This window comes from Pseudomonas sp. REP124 (assembly GCF_020164475.1).
Classification (GTDB): Bacteria; Pseudomonadota; Gammaproteobacteria; order Pseudomonadales; family Pseudomonadaceae; genus Aquipseudomonas.
The window spans coordinates 1-14316 of record NZ_JAIQWX010000151.1; the positions used below are offsets into that span (position 1 = coordinate 1).

The window sequence follows — 14316 nt, forward strand, 5'->3', positions numbered from 1 at the left end:
CGGCCTTGAAGACACCAGAAAGCTGTCTGAAGAAATACACAAGAACTGCCTGAGGAGATCCCCATGAACGCAGCCGTAGACGTTCTGCAATCCGCCCATCAGCACATCAACCGCGATCGCCTGTGGCAGTCGCTCATGGAGCTGGCCAAGCTCGGGGCCACGGTCAAGGGCGGGGTCTGTCGCCTGGCCCTGACCGATCTCGACCGCCAGGCCCGCGACACCTTTGTGAAGTGGTGCGAAGAGGCGGGCTGCAGCGTCAGCATCGATGCGGTGGGCAATATCTTCGCCCGTCGTCCGGGGCGCAATCCGGACCTGCCACCGGTGATGACTGGCAGCCACATCGACACCCAGCCCACCGGTGGCAAGTTCGATGGCTGCTTCGGCGTGCTGGCCGGCGTCGAAGTGCTGCGCACCCTCAATGACTTGGGCGTGGAAACCGAGGCGCCGCTGGAAGTGGTGGTGTGGACCAACGAAGAAGGCTCGCGTTTCGCCCCGTGCATGATGGGTTCGGGGGTGTTTGCGGAAAAATTCACCCTGGAAGAAACCCTGGCCAAGGTCGACGCCGAGGGCGTGACTGTGGGCGAGGCGCTCAATGCCATCGGCTATGCGGGGCCGCGAGTGGTCAGTGGTCACCCGGTGGGCGCCTATTTCGAAGCGCACATCGAGCAGGGGCCGATTCTCGAGGACGAACGCAAGACCATCGGCGTGGTGATGGGCGCCCTTGGGCAAAAGTGGTTCGACCTGAAACTGCGCGGCGTCGAAGCCCATGCCGGGCCTACCCCGATGCACCTGCGCAAGGATGCCTTGGTGGGGGCGGCGGTGATCGTCGGTGCGGTCAATCGCGCGGCGTTGGGCCATCAACCCCACGCCTGCGGCACCGTCGGATGCCTGCAAGCCTATCCGGGTTCACGCAACGTGATTCCCGGCGAAGTGCGCATGACCCTGGATTTCCGTCATCTGGAACCGGCGCGCCTGGATTCGATGATCGCCGAAGTCCGCGAGGTGATCGACACCACCTGCCAGGAACACGGCCTGACCTATGAACTGACCCCCACCGCCGATTTCCCGCCGCTGTATTTCGACAAGGGCTGCGTCGAGGCCGTGCGCGGCGCGGCGCAAGGCCTGGGCCTGTCGCACATGGATATCGTCAGCGGGGCAGGGCACGACGCGATCTTCCTCGCCGAGCTTGGCCCGGCGGGGATGATCTTCGTGCCGTGCGAAGGCGGCATCAGCCACAACGAAATCGAAAACGCCGCGCCGGATGATTTGGCGGCCGGGTGTGCGGTGTTGTTGCGGGCGATGCTGGCGGCGTCTGCGGCGGTGGCCAAAGGAGAACTGGCTGCCTGACGTAACACATCTCTCCATCTTGTATTCGAACCTGTGGCGAGGGGGCAAGCCACCTCGCCACAGGTAAATACCTGCACCAAAGGTTCTTCGCACGATTGCAGCCCCCGGTGGTCGTACATTTCAGGCCCCGTCGACCGAGTGGAGATGCAATGAACCAGGATGTCCTGATCACCGAAACCAATCGCCGCCAATTGCAGCAAATCATCGCCGGCCTCTCGGACGGGGTGATTCTGCTCGATCCCGATCAAAGCATTGTCTGGGCCAACGATGCCGCGCTGGCCATGCATGGCGTGGCGCAGATCAGCGACTTGGGCGCCGATGCCGAGGATTACACCAGCCGTTTCGCCTTGCGCTACCGCAACAACCATGTGGTCCCTGCTGACAGTTATCCGATCAACCGCGTGACCCGTGGCGAGATTTTCAGCGATGTACTGGTTGAGGTCAGCGCCGTCGCGGATGAGCAGGAGCGCGTCCGGTTTCTTCGCGTGCGCAGCATGGTGTTGACCGATCGCGAGGATCAGCCCGAGTCGCTGGCGCTGATCATGGATGATGTCACCGACTGGGTCAGCGCCGAGCAGCGCTTCGAGAGAACCTTTGCCGCCAATCCGGCGCCGGCGGTGATCTGCCGTCTCAGCGATTTGCGCTACATCAAGGTCAATCCCGGGTTTCTCGAGATGACCGGCTACACCCGGGACCAGGTGATCGGCACTTCCACCTACGAGCTGGACGTGCTGGAGCAGGCGCAAAACAAGGACTTGGCCAAGCAGCGTCTGGTGGAAGGCACGACCATTCCGCAAATGCAGGCCGAGTTGCGGCAGGCTGACGGTAGCAGCAAGCAAGTGATCGTCGCTGGTCAGCCGCTGGAGCTCAACGACGAACCCTGCATGTTGTTTTCCTTTGTCGACATCGAACCGCGTCATAAGGCCGAGCTCGCCTTGCGCCAGAGCGAGGAGCGTTTTGCCAAGGCATTCCGCCTGTCGCCGGTGCCGATCCTGGTGTGCGGCGCGGGCGATCAGGCCGTCCTCGATGTCAACGAAGCCTTCCTCGATGCCCTCGGTTACTCCAGCGAGGAAGTGCTGGGGCAGAGCATCACGCAGATCGACTTCATCGAAGATAAAGGCGCGCGCATGCGCCTGTTCGCGGCTCTGGAGAAAACCGGGCGTCTGGACCGTATCGATGTGCGGGTGCGCAGGAAAGACGCGGGGCTGATCGATTGCGCAGTGTCGGCAGACACCGTGAACATCCAGGACAGTCCCTGCTACCTGCTGGTGTTGATGGACATTACCGAGCGCAAGCGCACCGAACTGGAGCTGGTGTCGGCCATTGAAGAAGTGATGAAGGACGCGTCCTGGTTCAGCCGCACGCTGATCGAAAAACTGGCCAATGCGAAGAACGTCAATTCGCCCCGGCTGCCCAGCGTGTCGTTCACCGATCTCACCGCCCGGGAGCGTGATGTGTTGGGGTTGATCTGTGAAGGTCTGGCGGACAAGGAAATTGCCGCACGGCTGAAACTGGCGCCAAACACAGTGCGCAATCACGTGGCGACGGTGTATTCCAAGCTCGATGTGCACAGCCGTAGCGAGGCGATCGTCTGGGCGCGTGAACGCGGTTTGTTCTCCGGCAGCGGGAAATCGAAGGATTGAGGGTAAGGTGCAAATGCACTAGCTGGAGGGGTGCAATTTGATGTGTTGAGCACGGGCGACGGCTCCTAGGCTGCAAGGGTACGACAGGTGTTTGCCAATGCCTGCGTGTCCCTGCGAAACAACCGAAGGAATGCCCTGATGAATCTGCACCCCGAATTATCCCTGTGCCGGGATCTGAACCCATGATGACGCTGGCCCAACTGCGCATGCTGATCGAACGCAGTTTTTCGCCCCGCGCCTGTGATTGCAGCATCACCGGCGATCATTACCTGACCGTCAAGCTCTACCACCCCCTCTCAGGGCAGGTGGATCTGGTGGTCAGCGGCTTGAACATGGCCACCTTGCAGTCAGCGGATTCGGTGGCCGCGCTGATCGAAGAGCTGCGATACGAACTGGAGAGCAATACCCTGAATCGCCCGGATCCGGTGATGTAAGAACTGTCAGGTTTTCATGGCGTTGGCCAATGATTGGGCTATAAGTGTTACGCAAATACTTTTTTTGTGACAGCTACGCGGATTTTTCGCGCAGGTGCCGTGGTCACAAAAAGGGTGTCTACCACTTATCGCGGGTCAACCTATGAAAACTCTTGGGAAACGCGTTTTTGCACCTCTGGCACTCTGCACGGCGCTGCTCGCCGGCTGCTCCAGTCCGCCACCACCTCCTCCCGCCGCACCGCCACCTGCTCCGGTTCGCACCTGCCAGGACATGGATAAAACCGATGTGCTGGGCGATGCGCGTGACGAAAACGGCGAGATAACGCGCGTCACGACCACCACGCGCTGCGTCACCCAGTAACGTCGGGCGCCGCCGTCCTTGAAGCACCGTGTCGAGAAAATCGTTCTTGTCGCCGATCTTGTCGGCACGGCTGTTTTTGCCATCGAAGGTGCGATCAGTGCCATGCGCAGCGGCCTCGACCTGCTCGGGGTGATGGTGATCGCCTTCATCGTTGCCTTGGGTGGCGGCGTGACCCGGGACCTGCTGATCGGCGCCACGCCGCCCAACGCCGTGGCCAACTGGCGTTATCCGGCCCTGGCGTTTTTGATGGGCGGGTTGGCGTTCATTTTTCATGAGCAGGTACTGGGTTGGTCTGGCTCGACGCTGATCGTGCTCGATGCCGCAGGCCTGGCGCTGTTCGCTGTGGCGGGGGCGCAGAAGGCTTTGAACCACGGAATCTCGCCGTTCGTGTCGATGCTGATGGGTACCATCACGGGCGTGGGTGGCGGGGTTATCCGCGATATCGTGCTGGCGCGGATACCGGTGGTGCTGCAGGTGGATCTGTACGCGAGTTCGGCGTTCGTCGGCGCTGCGGTGCTGATCATCGCCCGACGCTGCGGGGTGCCGCCGGTGGCAGCGGCGCTACTGGCGGGCGCGGCCTGCCTGGCGTTGCGCTTGCTGTCGGTGCATTTTGGTTGGCAGCTGCCCAAAATTATCCCGGCCTGACGCTGTCCCCTGTGGGAGCGGGCTTGCTCGCGAATGCGGTATGTCAGTCGATTCAAATGGCGACTGACCCACCGCTTTCGCGAGCAAGTCGAATCGTCGCACCGCCGCTCCCACAGTTACTTGTGGCAGGCGTTACGGGATCAGGAGAGGAACCCACCATCCACGTTCAGCGAAACACCCGTGGTGTAGCTGGACGCATCGCTGGCCAGGTACAGCACCGCGCCGGCCATTTCACTCGGGTCGGCCACGCGCTTGAGCGGGATCTGTGCCAGGGCGGTGTTGAGGATCGCCTCGTTCTTGACCAGCGCCGAGGCGAACTTGGTGTCGGTCAGGCCCGGGAGCAGGGCGTTGCAGCGGATGCCGAACTGCGCGCATTCCTTGGCGAAGACCTTGGTCATGTTGATTACCGCCGCCTTGGTCACCGAGTAGATGCCCTGGAACACGCCCGGCGAGACGCCATTGATCGACGCAACGTTGATGATGCTGCCGCCACCGTTCTCGCGCATCAGCTTGCCGGCTTCCACCGACATGAAGAAATAGCCGCGGATGTTGACGTCGACAGTCTTCTGGAACGCGCCGAGGTCGGTGTCCAGCACGTTGCAGAACTGCGGATTGGTCGCCGCGTTGTTGACCAGGATGTCCAGGCGGCCGAACTGTTCCTTGATGCCGGCGAAGACCTGGCTGATCTGCTCCATTTCACCGATGTGGCAGGCGATGGCGGTGGCCTTGCCGCCGGCGGCGATGATCGCGTCGGCCACGTGCTGGCAGCCTTCGAGCTTGCGGCTCGAAACGATCACGTGGGCGCCTTGCTGGGCCAGCAGTTTGGCGATGGCCTCACCAATGCCGCGGCTGGCGCCGGAGACGAAAGCGATCTTGCCGTCGAGGTCGAACAACTGAGTCTTGGACATGGAATTCCCTTGAGAGTCTTGTTATAGGCCTGATGTGCAATGGAAGAAGCGATCAGAGGCTGGATTTCTGGATGACCTGCAAGCTCATCTGCTCCAGCAGTTTGTTCATGTGAATGAACTGCGCGAAGCGTTTGTCCTGGGTCTGGCCGTGGTAGAAGCGGTAGTAGATCTGCTGCACGATGCCGGCCAGGCGGAACAGGCCGTAGGTGTAGTAGAAATCGAAATTGTCGATCTGGATCCCGGAGCGTTCGGCGTAGTAATCGACGAACTCACGGCGGGTCAGCATGCCCGGCGCGTGACTCGGCTGGCGGCGCATCAGCTGCACGGGCGCGGGGTCGCCGGCTTCGATCCAGTAGGCGAGGGTATTGCCCAGGTCCATCAGCGGATCGCCAAGGGTGGTCAACTCCCAGTCGAGCACACCGATGATCTGCATCGGGTTGTTCGGATCGAGAATCACGTTATCGAAACGGTAGTCGTTGTGCACGATGCTGGAGGTCGGGTGATCGGCCGGCATCTTGTCGTTGAGCCAGGCCTTGACCGCTTCCCAGTGCGGCGCGTCCGGGGTCAGGGCTTTCTCGTATCGGTCGCTCCAGCCCTTGATCTGCCGGGCCACGTAACCTTCGGGCTTGCCCAGATCGCCCAGGCCGTAGGCGTTGTAATCGACGCGATGCAGTTCAACGAACTTGTCGATGAAGCTCTTGCACAGCGCTTCGGTTTTCGCGGAGTCGAAGCCCAGTTCCGGCGGCAGTTCCGAGCGCAGGATTATCCCCTTGACCCGCTCCATCACGTAGAACTCGGCGCCGATCACCGAGTCGTCGGTGCAGTGCACGTAAGCCTTCGGGCAATACGGAAAGCCGTCGCGCAATTGATTGAGGATGCGGAATTCACGTCCCATGTCATGGGCGGACTTGGCCTTGTGGCCGAAGGGCGGCCGGCGCAGGACGAATTCCTGCTCCGGGTATTCGATCAAGTAGGTGAGGTTCGACGCACCGCCGGGGAACTGGCTGATCTGCGGCAGACCGGTGAGGCCGGGAATGTGCGCCTTGAGGTACGGATCGATCAGGCTGGCATCGAGTTCTTCGCCGGAGCGGATACGGGTGGACTGGTCAGTAAGCGCCATGCTTATCCCTTCTGCTTATTCTGGAGGCCTCAAACTATTGGCTAATCTAATGCGCGTACCCGGCAGCCACAACCACGAACGGCCCTTATAGGTGAGCGTGTTGCCGGGCAATCATTGCTTTTGATACACCTGTTTGAATTGTCCTACACCATGGCGTTTTTCAGGCCGCGCGGCAACTCGATCGGGGTCAGCACGGGCTTGCCGGAGAAGAACGCCACGAGATTACGGCCTACCAGTTCGACGGTGCCCTGGGTGGCTTCCGGCGACAGGCCGGCGACATGCGGAGTCAGGATCACGTTGCTCAGGGTCTTGAGCGCGTCCGGCACCTGAGGCTCGGCATCGAACACGTCCAGGGCCGCACCGGCAATGCGCCGTTGCTCCAGAGAAGTGATCAGGTCGGCGGTGACCACCACGCTGGCCCGGGCGATGTTCACCAGAAATCCGTTGGGCCCCAGGGCGTCGAGGACCTGGCGGTTGACCAGGTGCTGGGTACCCAGGCCGCCGGGGGTGGCGATGATCAGGAAGTCCGAGGCGCGTGCCAGTTCGGTGGGGGTCGAACAGAACTCGTAGGGCACGTCGTCGCGATGCTGGCGGTTGTGGTAGCACACGCTCATGTCGAACCCCGCCGCGGCGCGCTTGGCGATGGCCAGGCCGACCGCGCCCAGACCGAGAATGCCAAGGCGTTTGCCGGCGAGGGAAGGGCGCATGATTTTCGGCCACTCGCCCCGGCGCACGGCGGCGTCGCAGCGTGGCACGTCGCGCACCAGTGACAGCAGCAGGGCCATGGCGTGGTCGGCGACGGAGGAGGCGTTGACCCCGGCGCCGTTGGTGACGGTGATGCCGCGGTCGGCGGCGGCTTGCAGGTCGACCATTTCATAACCTGCGCCGATCACGCAGATGATCTTCAGTTTGGGCAGGGCGGCGATTTCATTGGCAGTCAGGCCCAGTGGGCCGCGGGTCAGCACCGCGTCGATCCCGGCTCCGTGGCGTTTGATGGCTTCGGCGCGCTCGGCGGGGGTCGGGGCCAGAATCAGGTGGAACCCCTGATGTTCGAGGATGGGCAGGTAATCGTTGATGGTCTCAACCAGTACCAGTACGGTTGCGGTCATGCTTGGCTCCTTTAGGCATGGATATCGGGCTCGAACGTCCAGTGAGATTGCTGCCTGCCGGGCGATTTGGCAATCGTCACATTCGAACCAGTGTAGGAGCTGCCGCAAACTGCGATGGTTGCTTCAACACCATTACCAGGAACACCGCAAAACCTGTAGGAGCGAGGCTTGCCCGCGAAGGCGGTGTGTCAGGAAAAGCAGATGTGACTGACCTAGCGCCTTCGCGGGCAAGCCTCGCTCCTACGGGTGCCTCAGGCTTCGGGGTTGGTCAGGTAGCGCTTCGCCGCATCAAGGATCTCATCCGACAGCGCCTCGCCCCGAGTCGCACGGGCCAGAGTCAGGGCGCCAATCATCAGCGAATACTGCACCAGCGCCTGCTGACGCTGCTCCTCGGGGTTGTCCGAATCCATCATCTTGCCGAACGAGTCGAGCAGTCGATTCAACCCCGCCAGAAACGGCTCGCGCAAGCCGCTGTCGGTGCTCTCGTGACACATGTCCCCGGCGAAAGCCACCACCGGGCAGCTCTCGCCGGGATTGTCACGGCTGTGGGTGGAAAGGTAAGGGTCGATCAGGGCCTTGCGCGCCTCCGCCTTGCTTTCTCCGGTTTCGGCCCTGAGCTTCCAGCGCTCGCCCACCTGCTTGAACGCCCGCTCGCTGGCTTCCTTGGCCAAGGCTTCCTTGGACTCGAAATGACCATAGAAACCGCCATGAGTCAGCCCAGCCGCCGCCATCACATCGACGACGCTGATCCCGTGCAGCCCGCGCTCGCGGAACAGGCGGGTCGCGGCATCGACGATGATTTCGCGGTTGAGGTCGGCTTGCTTGCGGGAAACTCGAGGCATGGGTGGCTCACAGATATCGAAATGGGATCTCAGAGGGCGTACTGGGCGATGCCGTTGCCGAACGACCAGTTTTCCTTCTTCACTTCCACCAGATTAATGAAAACATCCTCCAGACGCACGGCCAGTTCCTGGTTGAGGCTCTCGGCGATGGTCTTGTAGAGCAGTTTTTTCTGCTCCACGGTGCGGCCTTCGCTCAGGGTGATCTGGATGATCACCAGTTTGTCAGTGCGCGGGATGCCGAGGTACTGCGGATCGAAGATGAAATGATGCTCGTCGTGCTCGGCGAGGATCTGGAAATGGTCGTCCTTGGGCACGCCGATGGTGCTGTGCATGGCGGCGTAAATCAGCTCGCCGATGCGTTTGGCGTAGGTAGGGTCCTGTTGCTTTTTGATCTCGACGCGAACCAGTGGCATGGCATGACTCCGGGTTGAGGGCAGGTTCATTCAAAATACATTACGCATAACCTTTATCAAGTCCGATCTATCGCTCGCCGACGAAACGCCATGGCAGAAATGACACCGCCCCCTGTAGGAGCCGAGCTTGCTCGCGATGCACGCAGGAACACCGCGGGGCATCAGGTTTCCCGCGTCATCGTTGACGACCATCGCGAGCAAGCTTGCTCCTACAAGGGATAGCGGTTCGGTGCAACCTGGTACAACCGTTCCTCACCTAAGTCTTTGCTTCTGATCGGGAATCCCGGAGAATCGCACGCTGTTTCGGCCAGGGCGCTGCCTGTCGGATTTTTCCGACTCGTCCTGGCCGGGTGGCAAAAGACCGGAAAGCGGAGATCCGACCGGATGAATGATCAGGTCAATAGCGTCAACGAACGCTATGCAGCAGCGACACCAGCAACCTTATCGAGCTGGAATCGTCATGACACCACCTGGATGCTGGGCCTGTTTGGCACGGCTATTGGTGCGGGCACCCTGTTTTTGCCGATCAATGCGGGTCTCGGCGGCTTCTGGCCGTTGCTGATCCTGGCGTTGCTGGCGTTCCCGATGACCTTCTACGCACACCGCGGCCTGACCCGCTTCGTGCTGTCCGGTCGTGAAGGCGCGGACATCACTGAGGTAGTGGAAGAGCACTTCGGCATCAAGGCCGGCGCGTTGATCACCTTGCTCTACTTCTTCGCGATCTTCCCGATTCTGTTGATCTACAGCGTGGCCCTGACCAACACAGTGGGCAGCTTCATGGAGCATCAGCTGCACATCATGCCGCCACCGCGCGCCGTGCTGTCGCTGGTGCTGATCCTCGGCCTGCTGGCCGTGGTGCGTTGCGGCGAGCAGATGATCGTCAAGGCCATGAGCCTGATGGTCTATCCGTTCATCGTCGCCTTGCTGTTCCTGGCGGTGTTCCTGATTCCGCACTGGAACGGCGGCATCCTGACCACCGCCAGCACGCTGCCCGAGCCTTCGGCGTTGCTGCACACCCTGTGGCTGGCGATTCCGGTGATGGTGTTCTCGTTCAACCACTCGCCGATCATCTCGGCGTTCGCGGTGGACCAGAAGCGTCGTTACGGTGAACACGCCGAACAGCGCAGCTCGCAGATCCTGTCCCGCGCCCACGCCCTGATGGTGGTGATGGTGCTGTTTTTCGTCTTCAGCTGCGTGCTGACCCTGTCGCCAGCGCAACTGGCCGAAGCGAAGGCGCAGAACCTGTCGATCCTGTCCTACCTGGCCAACCACTTCAGCAACCCGACCATCGCCTTCGCGGCGCCGTTGATTGCTTTCGTGGCGATTTCCAAGTCGTTCCTGGGCCACTACATCGGCGCCAGCGAAGGTCTCAAGGGCCTGATCGTCAAAAGCGGCAAGCGCCCGGCAGCCAAGACCCTGGATCGCATGACCGCAGCGTTCATGCTGGTGGTGTGCTGGATCGTCGCCACCCTGAACCCGAGCATTCTGGGCATGATCGAAACCCTGGGCGGTCCGGTGATTGCGGCCATCCTGTTCCTGATGCCGATGTATGCCGTGCGCAAGATCCCGGCGATGGCCCGTTATCGTGGCCAGGCGTCGAACGTGTTTGTGGTGGCGGTTGGGCTGGTGGCGATTTCGGCGTTGATCTATTCGCTGAGTGCCTGATCCCGAAATAATGCGGTAATCCCTGTGGGAGCGGGCTTGCTCGCGAAGGCGCAGTGTCAGTCACCATCAATAGCGACTGACCCACCGCTTTCGCGAGCAAGCCCGCTCCCACATTGTTTTCGGTACTACCTAAGATACCGGGCATCTCACATATCCCTGTGGGAGCGTGGCTTGCCCGCGAAGAACGATGACGCGATGTTTCTGAAGGCATAAAAAAACGCCGCCCCTCTCACGAAGGGCGGCGTTTTTCATTGCTTTGTAACGTTAGGCTTGAACGACCGGGATGTTGGCGTTCGCTGCAGCTTCACGGAACTCGGCGATCTGGTCGAAGGACAGGTAGCGGTATACATCGGCCGCCATGCTGTCGATCTTGCCAGCGTATTCCATGTACTCCTCGACGGTCGGCAGGCGACCCAGGATGGAAGCCACGGACGCCAGCTCGGCCGAAGCCAGGTAGACGTTCGCGCCGTCACCCAGACGGTTCGGGAAGTTACGGGTCGAAGTCGACACGACAGTCGAGTTCGGCTCTACACGTGCCTGGTTACCCATGCACAGCGAGCAGCCTGGCATTTCCATACGGGCGCCAGCCTTGCCGTAGATGCCGTAGTAGCCTTCTTCGGTCAGCTGGTGAGCGTCCATCTTGGTCGGCGGCGACAGCCACAGACGGGTTGGCAGCTGACCCTTGACCTGATCCAGCAGCTTGCCGGCAGCGCGGAAGTGACCGATGTTGGTCATGCACGAACCGATGAACACTTCGTCGATCTTCTCGCCGGCAACGCTGGAGAGCAGACGGGCGTCGTCCGGGTCGTTCGGCGCGCAGAGCACAGGCTCCTTGATGTCGGCCAGATCGATTTCGATGACTTCGGCGTACTCGGCGTCCTTGTCCGCTTCCATCAGCTCAGGGTTGGCGATCCAGGCTTCCATCGCTTGAGCGCGACGTTCCAGGGTACGTGCATCGCCGTAGCCTTCGCCGATCATCCAGCGCAGCAGGGTGATGTTCGATTGCAGGTACTCGGTGATCGACTCTTTGGACAGCTGGATGGTGCAACCGGCAGCCGAACGTTCGGCCGAGGCGTCGGACAGTTCGAACGCTTGCTCGACGGTCAGCTTAGGCAGACCTTCGATCTCCAGGATGCGGCCGGAGAAGGCGTTCTTCTTGCCTTTCTTCTCTACGGTCAACAGGCCTTTCTGGATCGCGTAGTAAGGGATGGCGTGAACCAGGTCACGCAGGGTGACGCCTGGCTGCAGTTCGCCCTTGAAGCGAACCAGGATCGACTCAGGCATGTCCAGCGGCATGACGCCGGTGGCAGCGGCGAACGCTACCAGGCCGGAACCGGCCGGGAACGAGATGCCGATCGGGAAACGGGTGTGGGAGTCACCACCGGTACCGACGGTGTCTGGCAGCAGCATGCGGTTCAGCCACGAGTGGATGATGCCGTCGCCCGGACGCAGGGAAACGCCGCCGCGGGTCATGATGAAGTCAGGCAGGGTGTGGTGGGTGGTCACGTCGATCGGCTTAGGATAAGCCGCGGTGTGGCAGAAGGACTGCATCACCAGATCGGTCGAGAAGCCCAGGCACGCCAGGTCTTTCAGTTCGTCACGGGTCATTGGACCGGTGGTGTCCTGGGAACCCACGGTGGTCATCTTCGGTTCGCAGTAGGTGCCCGGGCGAACGCCGGTCACGCCGCAAGCCTTGCCGACCATTTTCTGCGCCAGGGTGAAACCCTTGGTGCTTTCAGCAGGGGCTTCAGGCTTCTTGAAGAGGGTCGAAGGTGCCAGACCCAGCTCGGCACGAGCCTTCTCGGTCAGGCCACGGCCGATGATCAGCGGGATACGGCCGCCGGCGCGGACTTCGTCCAGCAGGACCGGAGTCTTCATTTCGAAGGTGGTCAGGACTTCGTCGGTGCCGTGCTTGCAGACTTTGCCAGCATGCGGGTACAGGTCGATCACGTCGCCCATGTGCATGTTGGAGACGTCGAATTCGATTGGCAGTGCGCCAGCATCTTCCATGGTGTTGTAGAAGATCGGAGCGATCTTGCTGCCGAAGCAGAAACCGCCGGCACGCTTGTTCGGCACGTAAGGAACGTCGTCACCGAAGAACCACAGAACCGAGTTGGTGGCCGATTTACGCGAAGAGCCGGTACCGACAACGTCGCCCACGTAGGCAACAGGGAAGCCGCCGTTACGCATTTCTTCGATCTGCTTCATCGGACCGGTGACGCCTTGTGCGTCAGGCACGATGCCGTCGCGAGCCATTTTCAGCATGGCCAGGGCGTGCAGCGGGATGTCAGGGCGGGACCAGGCGTCCGGAGCAGGGGACAGGTCGTCGGTGTTGGTTTCGCCGGTGACCTTGAATACGCGCAGGCTGATCTTGTCGGCCAGGGTTGGACGCTTCACAAACCACTCGCCGTCAGCCCAGGATTGCAGCACGGCCTTGGCGTGAACGTTGCCGTTCTTGGCTTTTTCAGCCACGTCGTGGAAAGCATCGAACATCAGCAGGGTGTGCTTGAGTTCTTCGGCGGCTACTGGTGCCAGTTCGGCGTCGTCCAGCAGGCCTACCAGAGTCACGATGTTGTAGCCGCCCTGCATGGTGCCGAGCAGTTCGACAGCGCGCTTCTTGTCGATCAGGGGGGAGTTGGCTTCGCCTTTGGCGATGGCGGACAGGAAACCGGCCTTGACGTAGGCAGCTTCGTCCACGCCTGGCGGAATACGGTTGGTAACCAGGTCAACGAGGAAAGCTTCTTCGCCAGCCGGGGGATTTTTCAGCAGCTCGACCAGGCCTGCAGTTTGTTCGGCGTTAAGCGGCTGGGGAACGATACCCAGTGCTGCACGCTCTTCGATATGTTTGCGGTAGGCTTCAAGCACAGTTATTACCCTCATCAGTGGTCCCAAATGGGTGTCCGGGACGCTCATCCCGAAATTGCCGTACTCATGCGCTGCATGGCGTTGTGAGCCACTTAGCCAGAATTACCGACAATTCCTTACAGAAGCTGCTTTCAAAGTTTTACGCCTGCAGAACGGGAGCTGATGAGGGTTGGCGTTGGGCTTTTCCCCGCTGGAAAAACCCCTCGCCAACACCGCTCTGAAGGAACGACTGTGCTCGTGACGCTTTGAAAACAGCTTCTAACGGACATTGGCGCCTAAAAAGGCTGGCTGATTCTACGGCAAAAAAAAATTAAAGGTAAGTCGCGGTTTATTGGACTTTGGTGGAGCGTCCCGCAAGACACGATTGACCAAGGCCCTGAACTTTGAGGGGTGATCAATGGCGGGCAAAGGGCTAACATGCTGCCCTGTTTCGCTTTTTGGCCTTCTGCCTCCCTATGCCCAATCAGACCATCAAGACTCCCTGCGTCGGCCTTTGCTCCACTGTTTACGGTGATCTGGTGTGCCGTGGCTGCAAGCGATTCCACCATGAAGTGATCCACTGGAACGGCTACAACGAGGAAGAAAAGCGCGCGGTGTGGTTGCGTCTGGAGCAGTTGCTGTCCCAGGTGATGGCGGCCAAGGTGGAAATTTTCGATACGGCGCTGCTCAGGACCCAGCTGGAGCAGCGCAAGATTCGCTTCGTGCCCCATCAATCGGCGTATTGCTGGGCGTATCAGTTGATCGCGCGGGGGGCGAGGGTGATCAACAATCTGGAAGCCTACGGGATGGTGTTGCTGCCGGAATTTCGCGAGTGGAACCTGCCGGAATTGCGCGATGCGATCGATCGGGAGTTTTTTCTGCTGTCCGAGGCGCACTATCAGCGATATATCGCGCCGGGGTTTCTGAAGGATGCGTTGGGTGATTGATTGAAGAGCTTCGCGGGCAAGCCTCGCTCCTACAGGTC

General features: G+C 60.9%; 13 protein-coding genes. 7 read left to right on the plus strand and 6 right to left on the minus strand.

The window, feature by feature from the left end; translation table 11 throughout:
- The first annotated feature begins 63 nt into the window (after positions 1 to 63).
- The 5 genes from K9857_RS25405 to K9857_RS25425 all read left to right on the plus strand — a co-directional run bounded on the left by K9857_RS25405 (position 64) and on the right by K9857_RS25425 (position 4430).
- Complete coding sequence (locus tag K9857_RS25405) at positions 64 to 1347, plus strand: Zn-dependent hydrolase (RefSeq protein WP_224540510.1); 1284 nt, start codon at positions 64 to 66, stop codon at positions 1345 to 1347.
- Between the two features lie 149 nt (positions 1348 to 1496).
- The gene (locus K9857_RS25410) at positions 1497 to 2990 is read left to right on the plus strand and encodes a helix-turn-helix transcriptional regulator (RefSeq protein ID WP_224540512.1); all 1494 of its coding nucleotides are present in this window, start codon (positions 1497 to 1499) and stop codon (positions 2988 to 2990) included.
- Between the two features lie 182 nt (positions 2991 to 3172).
- Positions 3173 to 3424, plus strand: a complete 252-nt coding sequence (locus K9857_RS25415) for a DUF1652 domain-containing protein (RefSeq protein WP_224540514.1) — start codon at positions 3173 to 3175, stop codon at positions 3422 to 3424.
- A gap of 142 nt (positions 3425 to 3566) precedes the next feature.
- Positions 3567 to 3785, plus strand: coding sequence for a hypothetical protein (locus K9857_RS25420; RefSeq protein WP_224540516.1), 219 nt, complete (start codon positions 3567 to 3569; stop codon positions 3783 to 3785).
- 18 nt (positions 3786 to 3803) lie between these two features.
- Positions 3804 to 4430 (plus strand): trimeric intracellular cation channel family protein, encoded by a 627-nt coding sequence (locus K9857_RS25425; protein WP_224540518.1) that lies wholly within the window; start codon positions 3804 to 3806, stop codon positions 4428 to 4430.
- A gap of 140 nt (positions 4431 to 4570) precedes the next feature.
- Here the strand turns inward: K9857_RS25425 and K9857_RS25430 are convergent, their stop codons facing one another.
- From K9857_RS25430 to K9857_RS25450, 5 genes are all read right to left on the minus strand, one after another.
- Positions 4571 to 5338: an SDR family oxidoreductase gene (locus K9857_RS25430; RefSeq protein WP_175377298.1), complete on the minus strand. Its 768-nt coding sequence runs from the start codon at positions 5336 to 5338 to the stop codon at positions 4571 to 4573.
- 52 nt (positions 5339 to 5390) lie between these two features.
- Positions 5391 to 6458: a phosphotransferase family protein gene (locus tag K9857_RS25435; RefSeq protein WP_224540520.1), complete on the minus strand. Its 1068-nt coding sequence runs from the start codon at positions 6456 to 6458 to the stop codon at positions 5391 to 5393.
- Between the two features lie 143 nt (positions 6459 to 6601).
- The gene (locus K9857_RS25440) at positions 6602 to 7567 is read right to left on the minus strand and encodes a 2-hydroxyacid dehydrogenase (protein WP_224540522.1); all 966 of its coding nucleotides are present in this window, start codon (positions 7565 to 7567) and stop codon (positions 6602 to 6604) included.
- Between the two features lie 251 nt (positions 7568 to 7818).
- Entirely contained in the window at positions 7819 to 8409 is a 591-nt protein-coding gene (locus K9857_RS25445; protein ID WP_224540523.1) for a TetR/AcrR family transcriptional regulator, read from the minus strand.
- Positions 8410 to 8438: 29 nt separating this feature from the next.
- A complete protein-coding gene (locus tag K9857_RS25450) occupies positions 8439 to 8822 on the minus strand; it encodes a tautomerase family protein (RefSeq protein WP_224540525.1) in 384 nt (127 codons plus the stop codon).
- Positions 8823 to 9206: 384 nt separating this feature from the next.
- Here K9857_RS25450 and K9857_RS25455 point away from each other — a divergent pair, with 384 nt between their 5' ends.
- Positions 9207 to 10487 carry a serine/threonine transporter gene (locus K9857_RS25455; protein WP_224540526.1) on the plus strand — a complete coding sequence of 427 codons (1281 nt, stop codon included), beginning with the start codon at positions 9207 to 9209 and terminating at the stop codon, positions 10485 to 10487.
- Positions 10488 to 10751: 264 nt separating this feature from the next.
- Here K9857_RS25455 and acnB read toward each other — a convergent pair whose 3' ends face one another.
- Entirely contained in the window at positions 10752 to 13352 is a 2601-nt protein-coding gene (gene acnB / locus K9857_RS25460) for a bifunctional aconitate hydratase 2/2-methylisocitrate dehydratase (protein ID WP_224540531.1), read from the minus strand.
- 455 nt (positions 13353 to 13807) lie between these two features.
- Between acnB and K9857_RS25465 the strand changes: the two genes are divergently transcribed.
- Positions 13808 to 14278 (plus strand): DUF1289 domain-containing protein, encoded by a 471-nt coding sequence (locus K9857_RS25465; protein WP_224540528.1) that lies wholly within the window; start codon positions 13808 to 13810, stop codon positions 14276 to 14278.
- The last annotated feature ends 38 nt before the right edge of the window (positions 14279 to 14316 follow it).

What these genes read in the sequence shown, in the direction of transcription:
- K9857_RS25430 (WP_175377298.1), bottom strand. Translation starts at nt 5,338, where the DNA reads ATGTCCAAGACTCAGTTGTTCGACCTCGACGGCAAGATCGCTTTCGTC.
- K9857_RS25440 (WP_224540522.1), bottom strand. Translation starts at nt 7,567, where the DNA reads ATGACCGCAACCGTACTGGTACTGGTTGAGACCATCAACGATTACCTG.
- K9857_RS25415 (WP_224540514.1), top strand. Translation starts at nt 3,173, where the DNA reads ATGATGACGCTGGCCCAACTGCGCATGCTGATCGAACGCAGTTTTTCG.
- K9857_RS25445 (WP_224540523.1), bottom strand. Translation starts at nt 8,409, where the DNA reads ATGCCTCGAGTTTCCCGCAAGCAAGCCGACCTCAACCGCGAAATCATC.
- K9857_RS25455 (WP_224540526.1), top strand. Translation starts at nt 9,207, where the DNA reads ATGAATGATCAGGTCAATAGCGTCAACGAACGCTATGCAGCAGCGACA.
- K9857_RS25435 (WP_224540520.1), bottom strand. Translation starts at nt 6,458, where the DNA reads ATGGCGCTTACTGACCAGTCCACCCGTATCCGCTCCGGCGAAGAACTC.
- K9857_RS25405 (WP_224540510.1), top strand. Translation starts at nt 64, where the DNA reads ATGAACGCAGCCGTAGACGTTCTGCAATCCGCCCATCAGCACATCAAC.
- K9857_RS25410 (WP_224540512.1), top strand. Translation starts at nt 1,497, where the DNA reads ATGAACCAGGATGTCCTGATCACCGAAACCAATCGCCGCCAATTGCAG.
- K9857_RS25465 (WP_224540528.1), top strand. Translation starts at nt 13,808, where the DNA reads ATGCCCAATCAGACCATCAAGACTCCCTGCGTCGGCCTTTGCTCCACT.
- K9857_RS25450 (WP_224540525.1), bottom strand. Translation starts at nt 8,822, where the DNA reads ATGCCACTGGTTCGCGTCGAGATCAAAAAGCAACAGGACCCTACCTAC.
- K9857_RS25420 (WP_224540516.1), top strand. Translation starts at nt 3,567, where the DNA reads ATGAAAACTCTTGGGAAACGCGTTTTTGCACCTCTGGCACTCTGCACG.